Origin of the sequence: Acinetobacter guerrae (assembly GCF_009372255.1) — a bacterium.
GTDB classification, from domain to species: domain Bacteria; phylum Pseudomonadota; class Gammaproteobacteria; order Pseudomonadales; family Moraxellaceae; genus Acinetobacter; species Acinetobacter guerrae.
On the sequence record NZ_LXGN01000005.1, the window covers coordinates 101544 to 117495 of the forward strand.

Consider the following 15952-nt stretch of genomic DNA (forward strand, 5'->3'; position numbering starts at 1 on the left):
CTCACAACATATATTCCCAGATAATATAACCAATACCAAATCCTAAAAAAGCATAAAGTGTGATAATAAAAAATACAAAACTTGCTTTATTTTTTTGCTTTAAAAAACTCATCTCTTTCACCCTAATGGTTATCTATATAACGAGAATACAACTTTAAAAAAAATTGTATAAAAGATACAACTTCAAACAAACCTTTCACAAAGCATCATTCATGTTTTACCAGAGCATTTTTTTGTTGCTGAGATGGCATATATTCAGGTTCATTACTAACAGCCAGATAGAAAAAAACAAGAAATAAGCATCCAAGTAAAATACTGATTCCGACTGTGATAAAAGGAAAATGCGATTTATCTTTTTGCATGAGGAGTACTCCTAAAGACCTTTAGTGTTAAAAGGAAATAGTAGAATGGCGAGAGAGTTTGAGGATATTTTCATTTTGAATCTGTGTTTGAATATATTCCGAGTAAACTGAAATTTTTTCAAAAAGATGCTCTGAGTAAAACATATCTTCAATCAAATGATGTGCCTGTTTTTGACTAAAACCATGTGTCAGCACCAGTAATTCTGCATTCATTTTAGAAAAATCGTGACAAAAATTTCGGTGCAACTCGTCTTTCACTTTAAAGAATAATTTCTTCTGATCTATTTGCTTGGTATGAAAAGCAATATCATGAAATTGTGTCTGAACAAGATAAATTTCAACATCTAAAAATTGATTAATTTGATTTAAAATCCTAAAATCAATTTTCATTTTAGATATAATAAATATTTTTGAGACATCAGCACGACAGATTGCTTTAATAAAACTTAAAAACAAAAAATCAATTTCATCTGCACATTCAAAAATATCCAGATATAAGTTTAAACTTTCTAGTGCATGATCAATATTAACCGCATTCTTTGTTTTGACTTGATAATAAGATTCCAGCATATGAGTAATTGCTGCTGTTAATGGCGTAGTATAAATGGTTTTTTTATTTAAGTTGGACAGAATAATCGGAGAAAAAAGATAAGCAATATCAAAATCATCCCACCCAACTGCGGACTGAATAATATAAACTGAACTATTAGAAGATAAACTTCTAAGGACTTTAGCACGTAAAATAGTTGCTTCAAGATTGACATATTTGTGTAGAAGCTGTTGTTGCATCTCTTGAGATGGCTGTTGCTCTAAAAAAATCTGCAACAGTTGATTGAGTTCTTCAGTCTTAAACATGCATTACCTCTACCTTCTTTGATCAAAATGCTTCAGTAGATCATCGAGTAAATTCATCACATCTTGAATAAAGCTATTGTTAACTTAAAAAGGGTGAATAAGTAGACACAGAATATGCTGAAAAAAATATAACAGATCCATAAGTATTAAGTCCAACTGTTATAAAATTCTATTTTTTATATCGAAAAGTATTAGATCTGATCTATTTTTTTGGTTCACTTTATCATCGATATACTCTATCTTTTATTTTTAGGCGCTGATTTTCATCACGATGTACAAATCTGAACAGCTTGCACAATATTTAAAACGACTTATTGAAAATGGTTCATGGTCAGCACATACCAAACTGCCCTCTTTACGCGAGCAGGCTGAAATTTCTGGTTTTAGTCTTATGACGGTCATGAATGCCTATCAGGATCTTGAGGCACAAGGTTTAATTTATTCTAAAGAAAAATCAGGTTATTTCATCGCTGAACATTTAAAAGCACAAATGCCTCATTCCACAACAATCGTATCTTTGAATCCCAAAATAGAGATTAACTCTTTGGTATTTAAATATTTAAAATCTATTCAATCTAAAGATATTCTTCCGTTCGGTTCAGCATTTCCAGATCATCATTTACTGACACCCACCAAACTTTTACAAATGGTCAGCCAAAAAGCACGTGATCAAAAAAGTTATGATCAAACCACCAATCTTCCACCTGGAAACCTTGCTTTACGTAAAATCATTGCGCAACGATACGCCATGCAAGGAATCGCAACCGATGCAGATGATATCGTGATTACCTCAGGTGGTCTGGATGCCTTAAATTTATCATTACAGGCACTTACTCAGCCTGGTGACTATATTTTATTACAACAAACTACTTTTTATGGTGCTTGGCAGGCCGCAGAACGTTTAGGCTTAAAAGTCATTACCTTACCCGAACATCCTACATTTGGTTTTGATCTACAAGCATTTGAACAAGTTATTCAACATTATCCGATCAAAGTCTGCTGGTTTATGTTGAATGCACAAAACCCAATCGGTTTTACAGTCAGCGACGACATTAAGTATAAAATTGCCAAACGCTTACATGAGCATCAAATTCATTTAATTGAAGATGATGTCTATGAAGAACTTTTTTATGGCATGAATAAGCCCTTGTCCATGAAGTATTTTGATCGTAGCAATCTAGTTTTGCATTGTTCTTCTTTTTCAAAAACATTGGGAGCAGGATTTCGTGTCGGTTGGGTGTATGCAGGAAAATATTCGGAAAAAATTCAGCACTTACAACTGATGAGTACTATTTCGGCCAATGCGTTGATTCAAAATGCACTTGTTGAATTTGTATCTAGTCATCATTACGATAAACATTTACGACAATTACGTCGTCGTCTGGAAAAAAACAAAAAGCGTTTTACTCAATATTTAAAACAGCATTTAGGACAATGCTGTGAAATCTATAGCTTTCCTAGTGGTTATTTCCTCTGGATCAAACTGCCCTTACATATCGACAGTTTGGAACTTTACCAACAATTAATCACACAAAATATTGGTATTGCTCCTAGCCCTCTTTTTAATATTTCGGACTCAAATCAACACTATATTCGCTTAAATTGTTCATTTGAATGGAATCCATCCATACAAACTGGATTAGATACACTTATTCACTATATTTTGAATCTTCAAAGCCAATCTTGATCTTTTAAATAGTTTAAACTGACCAAAGTCAAAATTTATTAAGCCGAATAAAAAATAGGGAACTCAAGCTCCCTATTTTTTTTATTTAGTGCGGTGCAGGACCTTGTAAACTGCGTTGCGGTTTTGGACTTAACCAGATAATTAATCCAGCAAAAACAAACGCCAAAGCAAATAACAAAAACACATGGTTTGCCGACATAGTAATCGCTTCTTTATCCACTAGACTAGAAATAATGCCCAATGTACTGTCTGGACTAAAACCATTCTGTATTAAGGTATTCTGCGTTTCTTCGACATGTAGGCTAGACACCATTTCACTACGTGCGACTTTTGCATGGTCATCCCAAATCGTGACCGCAATAGACGCGCCTATTGCACCTGCCATCGTTCTTAAGAAATTCATCAATCCCGCTGCGGAGGCTATTTCCTGTGGTAAAACTGAGGCAAGCGCGATATTAGACAATGGAATAAAGAAAAATGGTACAGCAAAGCCTTGTAAAATCTGAGGCCAAGCCAATGTCATAAAGTCTGAATCAGTGATCCAGAATGCCCGCATAAAGGTTACAACGCCTAAGAGTAATAGACCAAAACTCGCTAAAGCACGTGGATCATGCTTAGTTGCAAGTTTAGCCACCACAGGTGACATGGTTAAACTACCAAAGCCCATTGTGGCAGTAAGATAACCTGCCCATGTTGCGGTATATCCCAGATTCATTTGTAACCATTGGGGAATCAGTACAATACTGCCAAAGAATGCCCCAAAACCAAAGGACAGTGCCAGAACTGAAACTGTAAAGCCACGATGCCTAAATATCCAGAGATTGACCACTGGCTGTTTATCAGTCATCTCCCAGATCAGAAATATAATAAAGCCTATAACCGCTGTTAGCGCTAACAGGACAATACTGGTATTGTTAAACCAATCCCGCTCATGACCTAAATCTAGCATGAGCTGTAATGCACCAATCCACAGTACCAATAGAAATAAGCCAACACTATCGATTCTTAAGCGAACAGTGTCGGTTTCTGCAACCGATAGTAGTCGAATAGCCGCCATGACACAAATAATACCAACAGGAATATTGATAAAGAAAATCCAGTGCCAAGACAAATTATCACTGATCAACCCACCTAAAATAGGACCTAAAATAGGGCCTAATACAGTGGTCATAGCCCAAAGCCCCATCGCTTGAGAATGCTTTTCTTGTGGGAAAATACGCATCAGCAACGTTTGGCTAAGAGGCATCAAAGGCCCGCCAGACAAGCCCTGTCCAATACGACACAAAACCAACATTTCAAGACTGGTCGAAAGCCCGCATAAAAATGAGAATACAGTAAAACCAATCAGCCCCATCACAAAGACACGAACTGTACCGAAACGACTTGCTAGCCAACCAGTTAATGGAACACAAATCGCTTCGGCAACTGCATAGGAGGTCACCACCCATGTCCCTTGTGAGGACGATACCGCCAGATTACCTGTGATATGCGGTACAGAAACATTGGCAATAGTGGTATCTAGTACCACCATAAAATTGGACAAAGCGATGACAAATGCTGCAAGCAGCAAGCGACCACCACTTAACTCGGCAAAAGGTGTCCGTGTTGCAGCCTGATTTTGAGCACTCATAGATTACTTCTTCGAAGAAAGATCGACTTTTGCTTCCATTGACAGACCCACACGTAGTGGATGATCAGCCAATTCTTTTGGATCAAGTGCAATACGTACAGGCAAGCGCTGAACCACTTTAATCCAGTTACCTGTTGCATTTTGAGCAGGAATTAAGGCAAAAGCAGCGCCCGTTCCACCAGAGAAGCCGATGACTTTACCGTGATATTCGACATCATCACCATATAAATCTGAAGTCAGAGTTGCCGTTTGACCGACACGGACTTTGGCAAGTTGGCTTTCCTTAAAGTTAGCATCGACATAAAGCTGAGAAATCGGAACAATACTCATCATGACAGTACCAGGTGCGACCCGCTGACCAATCTGAATATTACGACGAGCGACGACGCCATCGACAGGCGCGCGAATAACGGTACGATCCAGATCAAGCTGTGCTTGTTCGAGTTTAGCCTGCGCTACCAACACATCTGGAAGTGTGTCTTCATCTGTACCTTTAATTAAAGCATCATTGGCAGCCAAGTTACTCATTGCAGCTTTACGGTTAGATTCAGCCTGAGACAGCCCTGCCTGAGCCACATTCAAATTGGCTTGCGCTGTATGTAATGCGCTTTGTGCAGAGCTAAGTTCTTCTTTTGAAATCGCACCTGTTGCTGCAAGAGAAGCACGGCGATCATAATCCTGCTTGGCTTTATCTACATCAGTTTGTGCTTTGGCAACCTGTGCTTTGGCACTGTTAATTTCATCATCACGCACAATAACTTGAGAATTCAAAGAACTACTATTGGCTGAACTTTGTTGATATTGGCGTTTAGTCTTTGCCAACTCAGCTTTTGCCTGTGCCAATGCAATCGTTGCATCACGATTGTCAATTTCAACTAGAATATCACCTTGTTTGACTTGAGCAGTATCACTGACCAACACTTTCGCGACCTGTCCACTGACCATAGAGGTAATTTGAGCATTTTCAGCTCCAACATAGGCGTTATCTGTGCTCATCGAATTATTAAAAAATACAGCCCAAATCGCATATATAATCGCAGCAATAATGATAATAAGTGCAAAATAAGTAAGTAGTTTTTTGCGTTTTGATTTCATTGCGTCATCAGAAGTTGATGCTGTCTGCTCTTTTGTCTGTACATCATCTTGAGCATTTGTCATCGCATATTCCTAAGTCAGTAGGTTGAAATTGTCAAAGCTTTTTCAGTTCGATCGATCAGTCTAAGTTCTGAATCTGAACTTAATCTTAAATAAGAAATTTCTGACAATGTTAATTTTCAAATAAAGCAAGAATAACCAAAAAAATCATAATTTGATAATAAAAAGATAACTTATTAGTTCATTTTTGCTTAAGCTGATTTTTATCAAGTTTCCATCATGATATAGCCCATAAAAAAGCACCTAAAAAGGTGCCTTACTATGACCAATGAATAGAATTAGTAAGCATAGGAAGCAGTGCCCACCGCAATAATTTTATCCTCATTATTTTTCATGGTCATACGCATGGTACATCCTTTGCGCCCCAAACGCAGGGCTTCAGCTTTGGCTATAAAATATTCACCACGACCAGGGGCAATATAATCTACCCGCATATCAACCGTTGCCAAACGTGAAACTTTTTTGATGGTTTCTGGCATATTTTCAGGTTCAGCTTTTTTATATAGCTCTCCCATTGCAACGATTCCACCAATACTATCTAGCAAAGTCGCTGCGACTCCGCCATGCAATATCTGAAATGCCACATTACCAATCAAATTTGGCTGCATCTCAATATAGGCTTCAATCTCTCCATCCACGACACGCATAGTCATGCCACTGTGCTTAAAGAAAGGAGAACTGTTAAATGCCTGACATAACTGACTCAGAATCACCGTAATCTCTGTTTTCGAGCCTAAATGAATATGCCCAGTCCATGTTTTTTTTGCTTCAGTCATAAAACACCTAATACCCGTAAATCCGAATTAAAGCCAATTCTGCTTGTACAAATGCCCTATTATGGGTCTACAATACGCCACAAGTTAATACTGAGGCTTGAGATTGTTATGACTTATACGTTCAATCGTCCTGCATTTCCTGCGACTCGCATGCGTCGAATTCGTAAAAATGATCAACTGCGCACGATGGTCAGCGAAACTCAACTGACACCGCATCATCTCATTTACCCAGTATTTGTCTTGCCAGGACAAAATCAGCGTCAAGATATTCCAAGTATGCCGAATATCCAGCGTTTATCGGCAGATTTATTACTTAAAAAAGCAGAACAAATTTTAGAATTAGGCGTGTCCAAGCTTGCTCTATTTCCTGTTACTCCACAAGAAGATAAAAGTCTAACCGCAGAAGCAGCATGGCACGAAGATGGTTTGGTTCAGGAAACTTGCCGCTTACTCAAAAAAGAATTACCAGAAATGGTCCTCATCACCGATGGCGCTTTAGATCCATATACCACGCATGGTCAGGATGGCATTATCGATGATACAGGTTATGTACTCAATGATGAAACCGTAGAATGTCTGGTCAAGCAAGCTTTAAGTCACGCTGAAGCAGGTGCAGATGTTGTCGCGCCAAGCGATATGATGGACGGACGTATTGGCGCGATCCGTCAGGCTTTAGAGCAAAATGGTTTTATCTATACCAATATCATGGCCTATTCAGCCAAATATGCGTCTAGCTTTTACGGGCCTTTTCGTGATGCGGTTGGCTCCGCAAGCAATTTAAAAGGCGGCAATAAATACAACTACCAGATGGATATTGGCAACCGTGCAGAAGCTTTGCATGAAATTGCGCTTGATTTACAAGAAGGTGCCGACATGGTTATCGTCAAACCGGGGATGCCTTATCTGGATATTGTCCGTGAAGTTAAAGATACCTTTGGCGTTCCAACATTTCTTTATCAAGTCAGTGGTGAATATGCCATGTTGGCAGGTGCAATTCAAAATGGCTGGTTGTCCGATAGCGTGATTTTAGAGTCATTGCTATGCTGTCGTCGTGCAGGTGCAGATGGTATCTGGACATATTTTGCCGAAGAAGCAGCACTTAAATTGAAAGAGATGAAATAAAATCTCCCCTACCCCCTCTTTGATAAAGAGGGGAATTTTTAAAATGGTTTAACGTTATCATGCATATTGCCATTATTGGTGCTGGAATTAGTGGGTTACTCACCGCACTGGAACTGGTTGAACAAGGTTGTCAAGTTTCTGTCTTTGATCAGCAACAAGCTGGACAAGCGGCCTCATGGGCAGGAGGTGGAATCCTGTCCCCGATGTATCCGTGGCGTTATCCACAAGCGGTCAATACTCTGGCACAATATGGCAAAAGCATGTATCAGACTTGGAACGAAAAATTATTACCCATCACAGGTATTGATTTTGAAATTCATGACACAGGCATGCTGATTTTTGACGAAGATGATTTCGATATCGGTCTAAATTATGCAAAACGCAATCAGGAACCGATACAACAGGCTGAATACCTCAAACATGATGCTTTAGCGCAAATTAACCCGTGGATTGATCCCAAATTTCAACATGCCATATATTTTCCTGAACTTTCCAATATTCGTAATCCCCGACTTTTGCAGTCTATTGTCGCTTATTTAAAGCAGCATCCTTTAGTCAACTTTGTTGAACAAACACATATCATAAAATTTCAGATTCAAAGCCAAAAAGTGCTGTACGCGATCGATCAACATGGCAACAAAATACATGCAGATCAATTTGTGATTGCCGCAGGTGCTTGGAGTCAACATTGGGCACAACAGTTAAATCTAGACATCCCTGTACACCCCGTACAAGGACAAATGGTTTTATTTAAAGCCCCTGCTCATTGGCTTCCTACCATGTGCATGAACAAAGTCATGTATCTAATTCCGCGTCAGGATGGTCATATTGTCTGTGGTTCAAGCATGGCACATTGCGGTTTTGATACTACGCCAGATGCCAAGACTCAACAGAATATTGTTGATGCTTGTCTAGAAATGGTGCCTGAATTGGCTCAATTCCCCATTGTAAAGCAATGGGCAGGACTACGACCAAGTTCTCCAACTGGCGTTCCGTATATCGGTTGTGTACCTGAGATAAATAATCTATGGATGAATGCCGGACATTTCCGTAATGGCTTATGTATGGGACCCGCTTCTGCACAGTTGTTAGCTCAGTTAATACTAGAGCAACCCACATTAACCGACCCAACACCATACTCTCCTGCGCGCTTAAATACAGAACAGCTCATTATCAGCTAAAAAGTATATGGATAAAATTTAAGCAACCTAAGGATTACTTTGGGTCAAACATTTTTGCCGCCATACGCTGTGCTTGTTTGCCATAAAACCAATAAGTGATGAGATACAAAGGGATTGCCAACACCAGAAACATGATCAAAATGATGCTGATAAATTGGGGCTGTTGTAAATAAAGTAAAAAGTTTTGAAAGACTTCAGGATCACGTATTGAAAATATAGTCAGACCCAGTAAAACACCCAATAAATTATAGCCCCAAAAAATAAGGGTAAAAGCTAAAGTCAGCTTTTTACGTTCTTGTTGAGTAGGCGCACGTTTTTCCTGTTTTAAAAACCGAAACAGCACTGATATGGTCGCTACTAAATAAGGCACAGCCGTTATAATTCCACCAACACCTTGAGGTAATAGCGCCGCGATCACGCCCATGATCAGCGTGAGAATGAAACAAATAACAAAGAACCACAAATAATAACGGCGTAAGTTGGTCATTTTCATCACAAATTGAGCATTCAAAAATTTATTTTAAGTTTTTTTCAAGTTTTTTGCATTTCCTTGTCAACCTTTTCGGTATGAGCTTCGTTATATAGGTTACAAGGTCAGCAGCAACCGATTGTAATTTGCACGGCATCCGCAAATGTTCGGTGACCTTTCATTATGACATATCCTTTAGAGTATGTTTTGTTAGCAGCCAGACTTATTCTAAAGTTTTTGACCGACGATTTATCATCACTCGAATCGTCGGTCTTTATTTTTTCTGCCCTTCAACTTCAAAAGAAGCTTCACATAAGATCGGAAAATTCACCGAGTTTGCAATCATACATTCATGGTGTGCCTGTTTATGCAGTTGATTGGCGATATCCAAATTCGCACCTGTCTTTAATATGATATGCGGTTTTAAAATTACTTGAGTGATATGACCACGTTTTTCAGGGTGAGTGTCCTCCATGAATCCAGATGCATGGTCAATATAATCAACAACACAAATATGATTCATTGCACAAAGATGTAAATACCAAAGTTTATGGCAAGCTGATGCTGCTGCAACAATTAAATCTTCTGGATTCCATCGTTCAGGATTACCTCGATAGGCTGGATCGGATGAACCTGATATAGCAGGCTTATTTTCACTTTCAATAATAAAATCACGTTGATAAGATTGATATGTTTTTGTGCCTTCTCCAGTATTTCCAATCCAACGAATTTTGACATCATATTGATGAATCATCATTTTTCCTCTTTAATAAAATTTAATCCGCAGATATCATCATGCTTTTGGTTTTTGATGCATTCTCAATTCAAGTTTGAATATGCTACCTTATCCTCTAATCAAAAACAGGAATCCTGTCACCGATGACCGTGCGCTTTTTTCATACTTCCGATTGGCATTTGGGACAGTTTTTTTATAACCATTCCCGCCATTACGAGCATGAACAATTTCTGGCATGGTTACTCGAACAAATCAAAAATAAACAACCGCATGCCCTACTCATTGCAGGTGATATTTTCGATGTCATCAATCCTAGCTCACAGGCACAAAAACAACTTTATCAATTTTTAGCCGATGCACATCAACTTGCACCGCATATGCAAACTTTAATGATTGCAGGCAATCATGACTCAGGCTATCGGATTGAACAAGTCGAACCACTTTTAGAAAAATACAATGCCAGAACAGTCGGTGTGGTACGTTGGAATGAAGACAAAACCTTAAATCTGGATCGCTTAATTCTGCCGATTTATGATGAGAAAAAACAAATTGTGGCATGGTGTATTGCGTTACCCTTTTTACGCTCTGCTGAAATTACGGGCTTTAATGAATATACAAGCAATAGTCAAAATGCCATTGCCTATTTACATCAACAATTGATTGCGGAAGCAAAGCATCGGAAAACGGAGAAACAGGCTCTAATTTTAATGTCTCATGCACATATGCAAGGTGGGGAAACTTCGGATTCGGAACGCCCGATTATCATTGGCAATGAAGAAGCGTTATCTACCACTTTGTTTGAAGATGGCATTGATTATGTAGCATTAGGGCATTTACACAAACCACAAAAAGTTGGACAAACACATATCCGTTATAGTGGTTCACCAATTCCGCTTTCCTTTAGTGAAATCAACTACAAACATCAAGTCGTTGAGGTCATGGTCAATCCCGATCAAAAAGATGATCCATATTTTCAGTTTGAGGCTTTGGAAATTCCGCGTAGCATACAACTACATAAAATTCGTGGTGAACTCAATGAAGTCATGCAAAAATTAAAAAACTTGCCAAATGATGTCATTGAAAGCATTGATCAACGGGAATATGTCGATATTGAATATCATACTCTCACACCACCTCAGCCAAATTTAAGACAACAGTTTGAGGATGCGCTTCCTCCAGCTCGCTATCGTCTGGTTCGGATTTCGCGCCAATATTTATCCCTCGAAAATAGTGCCGAGCAGCAACAACAGATTCATCTTGAACCGCCAACACCTGAAAAATTATTTCAACAAATTTGGGAAAAAAAGGGATATCACTCAGATGATGAAGTTCAAAAAGACTTTATGAGTTTAGTCGCTCAAGCGCAGCAGCAACTTGAAGATCAACACAAGAGTTAAAGGATTAGCGTGAAAATTTTATCCATCCGACTCAAAAATCTAGCATCATTGGCAGGCGAACATTTTATTGATTTTGAAAGTGATCCCTTAGCAAGTGCAGGACTGATTGCCATTGTTGGTAAAACAGGTGCAGGCAAATCCACGATTTTAGATGCAATGTGTTTGGCTTTGTTTAATAAAATTCCGCGACTCAAAGACAGTGATGGCAAGCTTTTAGATGTGGATGGTTCAGAACTTTTAACCAACTCCCCGCTTACGGTACTACGACGTGGGACAGCACATGGCTTTGCTGAATTGTGTTTTGTCGCACAGGATCAAAAGCATTATTTAGCACGTTGGGAGATTAAACGCGCCCGCGAAAATGCCAATGGCAAATTACAAAGTGTACAACGCAGCTTAAAATGTCTCACCGATGGCGTCGTGATTGCAGACAAAACTAAAGCGGTTGAAGTGCATATCCAACAAATTACCCAACTCAGTTTTGAACAATTCACTCGTGCGGTACTTTTGGCGCAATCTGAAGTGACGGCTTTCTTAAAGGCACGCGATAATGAACGTGGTGAGCTACTTGAATATCTGACCAACTCCAGTATTTTTGCCAAAATTGGTCAGCTCGCATTTGAAAAAACCAGAGAAATCACTCTGCAACGAAAGCAGCTAGAAGCCTCCATGGGTAATATTGAATTGCTTTCAGATGAAGAATTCAGTGAATTAAAGGTTAAGCTTGATTTATCACAACAACAGCATAAAAAACTTGATACAGAAAAAACCAAACTTGAGCAAGTAAACCGTTGGTTTGAACGTCAACAAAAGCTTGAAAATGACATTCTGCTCAAGCAACAGCAATACAATGAACATGTCAAAATACATGATAGTTTAGATACAAATCGTCAGCTTTTAAATCGACTGGATACTTTTTCTGAAATACGTCCATATGTGTTTCAACAACAGCAATTATTTAAAAACCAACAGCAGCTTGAGCCACAAATTTCAAAGCAGCAACAACATTTTTCAAACTTGACTGTGCAATATGAACAAGAACAAAGCCGCTATCATCAGGCTGAAAATGCACTGCAACAGTTTCAAAGTTTTGAAAAGCAATACCAAACTGAACTGAATCTGGTACGTAAATATGTGTTGGAACGCGACTCGATTGCAGAAAAATATAAAGAAATCCAAAGTCGTTTAAAGCAACTTGAACATACGCAACAGCCTTTATTTAGTAAACAACAGCAATTTGAACAACAACAGCAACAGCTTAACGATCAGCTACACCAAACGGCGCTTCAATTGGATCAAAGCAAACACTTTGTATCGCTTGATCAAGGTTTGAAGGCACATATTCAGCAACTTAGTCAATTTATTCAGCATTATCAAAAAATTGAACAGAGTATTGGCGATATTGCAGCGGCTCGGCAGCAATTACAGCTAGATGAAAAGACCGTTAAGGATTTAATTGAACGCTTTGGCGATGTTCAGCAGATTGAAGATAAACTTCAACAACAGGACTCGCGTAACGAACAAGAGCTAAAACGATTAAATCAACTTGAGAGTGTTCAACATAAATTAAACGTATTTAATGAACTAAAACAGGAACTAAATCAGCTTCAAGTTGAACTACAAACTGCCACTCAAACCCAAAAAAAACTTGAAACACAAACTGCAATTTCGCAACAAAGTTATCAACACGCGAAAACTGAACGTGAGCAACTTCAACAGATATTACAACAGCAGCGTTTATTACATGCGGAAAATATCGAACATTTGCGTGCAGCGTTAAAACAAGGCGAAGCTTGTATTGTCTGTGGAAGTACTGAGCATCCTTATCGTGATGATGAAAGTTTGGTCTCCAAAGCCTTATATGAGTTGCATGAGCAACAAGAACAACAAGCAACCCAAAAAGAACAACAGCATTTCAATGAATGGCAACGCGCACAACAGCAACTCAACCAAATACAAGCAAGGATTAAGGAATTAAGTGCCAGTTTCGCCCGTAATCAGGAAAAAATTAACGAACAACAACACGTATTAGTACAAGCATTTCAACAACTCAATATCCAGTTGGATTTGACGCTTGCATCTAGTGAATTAACCGCACAATTGCAATTACATTTAAAGCAAAATCTATTACTTAAACAGCAGATTGAACAAGAGATTCAACAATTAAAACAGACTCAAAAACAGCAACAGACTTTGCAACAAAATATCCAGAATACACAATATCAACTCCAAACCGTTCAACAATTACAGCAACAAGTTCAGCATATTGTGCAATGTTTAACTGATCAGGAGCAGCAACAATGGTCGCAACATAGCCGAACAATCGCAGAAAACATGCTTCAGTGTTTGCAACTTCGCGTACGACAACTGGAAAGAAGCGAAGATGTGAAAAAACAATCGGATCAATTACAGCAACAGATCAAAGCGTTAATGGATGAGATTTCGTATCACCAAAAACAATTAGATGAGTTTAAGCAACAACTAGAAAATATCAGACAACAAGGTATTGAAAATAATGAAAATGCGACTCGCCTTGTTGAACAGATGACAGGCAAAACTGAGCTAAAAGCCAATGAATGGTTAGCACAGCACGAACAGCAACGCCAAGATTTACAAAAAAATTATCAACAACTCAAACAGGGCTTTGAAGTCTCTCGACAAAACTATGAGCAGCAAAAAAATCAACTGGATCAACTTAAAGCGCAACATCTACACAATCAAAACTCGCTTAGCCAATGTCAGACTGCAATTGATCAGTGGTTAAACCAACATACTGACTTTGCCCCACAACAGTTTGCAGAATTACTTGTGATTTCAACTCAACAAGAACAACAGTTGCGCGTAGAGTTACAACAAGCAGAACGAAAACTAAGTGAAACCAGTTCAGCCTTGAAAACCATACAGGAGCAACAGACTGAACATCTACAATCGCAACCTGACATAGATCATGAACAGCTTAAAACACAACTTCAAGAGACGTTGAACGAGCTACAACAATGTGCTGAACAACGTGATCAATATAAAGTCAAATTAGAGTTACATCAGCAGAATCTAGCCAAGCAGCAAAATTTTGCAGATCAGATTCAACAAATTCAACAACAAGAACATCGCTGGAATAAAATTTCCAGTTTAATTGGCGATGCCAAAGGTAAAGAATTCCGCGATCTAGCGCAGCAATATAATCTGGATATTTTACTTGAATACGCCAATCAACAATTGGCGATGCTGTCGCAGCGTTATACTTTAAAACGTTTGGAAAACTCACTCAGCCTTGCCATTATCGATCATGACATGGACGGTGAAATCCGTTCCGTCGCTTCGCTCTCTGGCGGTGAATCATTCCTGACTGCGCTTGCAATTTCTTTGGCCATTGCCAATATGGCTTCTGGTTCAATGAAAATCGAATCTTTATTTATTGATGAAGGCTTTGGCACACTGGATGCATCTTCTTTGCATATGGTCATGAATGCGCTTGATCAATTACAAAGTCAGGGGCGTAAAGTGGTTTTAATCTCGCATATTCAAGAAATGCATGAGCGGATTCCTGTACAAATACAGGTACAACCGATAGGTTCAGGTTCAAGTCGAATTGAAGTGGTGGGATAATCTTTCCATTGTGTAAGCATCTTCCAGACTTTACATATCCCATACTATTTGCCTGTGAATCATTCATTGTGAAAGAAAAAGAATTTGGTAACTTAAAACGGTTCTGATTAAAAACAAAATGATCAAGCCAAGAAAATATTTGTTTTTAGCAGGAGAAAAAATTTAATTTGAGCTAAAAAATGCATACTTTATCAATAAATTGCCAACTTCATTATCGCGTCGTAGATGCAACCGAATTTATTTTTCAATTGCAAATCGCAGAGCATCCGTGGCAGAAGATCGTCGATGAGTCATTTCAGCTAAAGCCCGACCTGACCTTTGAACAATATCATCGTGATAATGGTTTAAATCGACTTATCCGTGTGTACGCGCCACAAGGTGATTTAATTGTTCAATATAATGCAGAAGTTCAAACTTATATTCCTGAACGTGACACGACTTTAAAAGAATGTGAAATTAAAGATTTACCTTCTGATACATTATTTTATCTTGCACCCAGCCGTTTTTGTGAGTCCGATTTAATCGGTATAATGGTGAACAATACTTTTGCTGATTTGCCAAAAGGATATACACGTGTACAAGCAATTTGTGATTGGATTTATAATAATATTCTATACCAATCAGGCTCATCAGACAGCACGACCACGGCACGTGATATTTTAGTTAATCGTGCTGGCGTTTGCCGTGATTTTGCTCATTTAGGCATTGCGATTTGCCGTGCGCTGAATATTCCTGCACGATTTGTATTTGGTTATATGCCTTTTTATGAAGCTCAGCCTGATTTCCATGCAATTTTTGAAGTTTATCTTGAAAACCAGTGGGTGCTTTTTGATGCCACACGTATGGGACCAATTGATCAGTTTGTTCGCATAGGTACTGGACTCGATGCCAAAGATGTTCCATTTGCAACGGTTTATGGGGAGATTGAACTCATTTCTATGAGTCCCGTGATTGAGCGTGTTTAAGCCATCAATGA

14 protein-coding genes are annotated in these 15952 nt (G+C 38.6%); 6 read left to right on the forward strand and 8 right to left on the reverse strand.

What is annotated here, in order from left to right; all coding sequences use genetic code 11:
- Position 1: 1 nt before the first annotated feature.
- From A7A69_RS16545 to A7A69_RS04295, 3 genes are all read right to left on the reverse strand, one after another.
- The gene (locus A7A69_RS16545; RefSeq protein ID WP_171406750.1) at positions 2–112 is read right to left on the reverse strand and encodes a hypothetical protein; all 111 of its coding nucleotides are present in this window, start codon (positions 110–112) and stop codon (positions 2–4) included.
- Positions 113–206: 94 nt separating this feature from the next.
- Entirely contained in the window at positions 207–362 is a 156-nt protein-coding gene (locus tag A7A69_RS16550) for a hypothetical protein (RefSeq protein ID WP_171406751.1), read from the reverse strand.
- 27 nt (positions 363–389) lie between these two features.
- A complete protein-coding gene (locus A7A69_RS04295) occupies positions 390–1217 on the reverse strand; it encodes a hypothetical protein (protein ID WP_152876395.1) in 828 nt (275 codons plus the stop codon).
- A 271-nt stretch (positions 1218–1488) separates the two neighbouring features.
- Here A7A69_RS04295 and A7A69_RS04300 point away from each other — a divergent pair, with 271 nt between their 5' ends.
- Complete coding sequence (locus tag A7A69_RS04300) at positions 1489–2904, forward strand: aminotransferase-like domain-containing protein (protein ID WP_152876396.1); 1416 nt, start codon at positions 1489–1491, stop codon at positions 2902–2904.
- Positions 2905–2989: 85 nt separating this feature from the next.
- Here the strand turns inward: A7A69_RS04300 and A7A69_RS04305 are convergent, their stop codons facing one another.
- From A7A69_RS04305 to A7A69_RS04315, 3 genes are all read right to left on the reverse strand, one after another.
- Entirely contained in the window at positions 2990–4534 is a 1545-nt protein-coding gene (locus tag A7A69_RS04305; protein ID WP_120370035.1) for a DHA2 family efflux MFS transporter permease subunit, read from the reverse strand.
- A 3-nt stretch (positions 4535–4537) separates the two neighbouring features.
- Complete coding sequence (locus tag A7A69_RS04310; RefSeq protein WP_120370036.1) at positions 4538–5692, reverse strand: HlyD/EmrA/EmrK family protein; 1155 nt, start codon at positions 5690–5692, stop codon at positions 4538–4540.
- Positions 5693–5967: 275 nt separating this feature from the next.
- Positions 5968–6465, reverse strand: coding sequence for a thioesterase family protein (locus tag A7A69_RS04315; RefSeq protein WP_120370037.1), 498 nt, complete (start codon positions 6463–6465; stop codon positions 5968–5970).
- Between the two features lie 108 nt (positions 6466–6573).
- Here A7A69_RS04315 and hemB point away from each other — a divergent pair, with 108 nt between their 5' ends.
- A complete protein-coding gene (hemB, locus tag A7A69_RS04320; protein WP_152876397.1) occupies positions 6574–7587 on the forward strand; it encodes a porphobilinogen synthase in 1014 nt (337 codons plus the stop codon).
- 59 nt (positions 7588–7646) lie between these two features.
- Positions 7647–8768, forward strand: coding sequence for a glycine oxidase ThiO (thiO, locus tag A7A69_RS04325; protein WP_152876398.1), 1122 nt, complete (start codon positions 7647–7649; stop codon positions 8766–8768).
- A gap of 34 nt (positions 8769–8802) precedes the next feature.
- Here the strand turns inward: thiO and A7A69_RS04330 are convergent, their stop codons facing one another.
- Positions 8803–9255 (reverse strand): ABZJ_00895 family protein, encoded by a 453-nt coding sequence (locus A7A69_RS04330; protein WP_171500779.1) that lies wholly within the window; start codon positions 9253–9255, stop codon positions 8803–8805.
- Positions 9256–9511: 256 nt separating this feature from the next.
- Positions 9512–9994 (reverse strand): OsmC family protein, encoded by a 483-nt coding sequence (locus A7A69_RS04335; protein ID WP_120370040.1) that lies wholly within the window; start codon positions 9992–9994, stop codon positions 9512–9514.
- Positions 9995–10116: 122 nt separating this feature from the next.
- Between A7A69_RS04335 and A7A69_RS04340 the strand changes: the two genes are divergently transcribed.
- The 3 genes from A7A69_RS04340 to A7A69_RS04350 all read left to right on the forward strand — a co-directional run bounded on the left by A7A69_RS04340 (position 10117) and on the right by A7A69_RS04350 (position 15941).
- The gene (locus A7A69_RS04340; protein ID WP_152876399.1) at positions 10117–11370 is read left to right on the forward strand and encodes an exonuclease SbcCD subunit D; all 1254 of its coding nucleotides are present in this window, start codon (positions 10117–10119) and stop codon (positions 11368–11370) included.
- Between the two features lie 9 nt (positions 11371–11379).
- Entirely contained in the window at positions 11380–14976 is a 3597-nt protein-coding gene (locus A7A69_RS04345) for an AAA family ATPase (RefSeq protein ID WP_187349164.1), read from the forward strand.
- Positions 14977–15155: 179 nt separating this feature from the next.
- Complete coding sequence (locus tag A7A69_RS04350) at positions 15156–15941, forward strand: transglutaminase-like domain-containing protein (RefSeq protein WP_152876400.1); 786 nt, start codon at positions 15156–15158, stop codon at positions 15939–15941.
- The last annotated feature ends 11 nt before the right edge of the window (positions 15942–15952 follow it).

Coding starts and splice junctions, on each gene's coding strand:
- A7A69_RS16545 (WP_171406750.1), bottom strand. CDS start 112: ATGAGTTTTTTAAAGCAAAAAAATAAAGCAAGTTTTGTATTTTTTATT.
- A7A69_RS16550 (WP_171406751.1), bottom strand. CDS start 362: ATGCAAAAAGATAAATCGCATTTTCCTTTTATCACAGTCGGAATCAGT.
- A7A69_RS04295 (WP_152876395.1), bottom strand. CDS start 1,217: ATGTTTAAGACTGAAGAACTCAATCAACTGTTGCAGATTTTTTTAGAG.
- A7A69_RS04300 (WP_152876396.1), top strand. CDS start 1,489: ATGTACAAATCTGAACAGCTTGCACAATATTTAAAACGACTTATTGAA.
- A7A69_RS04305 (WP_120370035.1), bottom strand. CDS start 4,534: ATGAGTGCTCAAAATCAGGCTGCAACACGGACACCTTTTGCCGAGTTA.
- A7A69_RS04310 (WP_120370036.1), bottom strand. CDS start 5,692: ATGACAAATGCTCAAGATGATGTACAGACAAAAGAGCAGACAGCATCA.
- A7A69_RS04315 (WP_120370037.1), bottom strand. CDS start 6,465: ATGACTGAAGCAAAAAAAACATGGACTGGGCATATTCATTTAGGCTCG.
- hemB (WP_152876397.1), top strand. CDS start 6,574: ATGACTTATACGTTCAATCGTCCTGCATTTCCTGCGACTCGCATGCGT.
- thiO (WP_152876398.1), top strand. CDS start 7,647: ATGCATATTGCCATTATTGGTGCTGGAATTAGTGGGTTACTCACCGCA.
- A7A69_RS04330 (WP_171500779.1), bottom strand. CDS start 9,255: ATGACCAACTTACGCCGTTATTATTTGTGGTTCTTTGTTATTTGTTTC.
- A7A69_RS04335 (WP_120370040.1), bottom strand. CDS start 9,994: ATGATGATTCATCAATATGATGTCAAAATTCGTTGGATTGGAAATACT.
- A7A69_RS04340 (WP_152876399.1), top strand. CDS start 10,117: ATGACCGTGCGCTTTTTTCATACTTCCGATTGGCATTTGGGACAGTTT.
- A7A69_RS04350 (WP_152876400.1), top strand. CDS start 15,156: ATGCATACTTTATCAATAAATTGCCAACTTCATTATCGCGTCGTAGAT.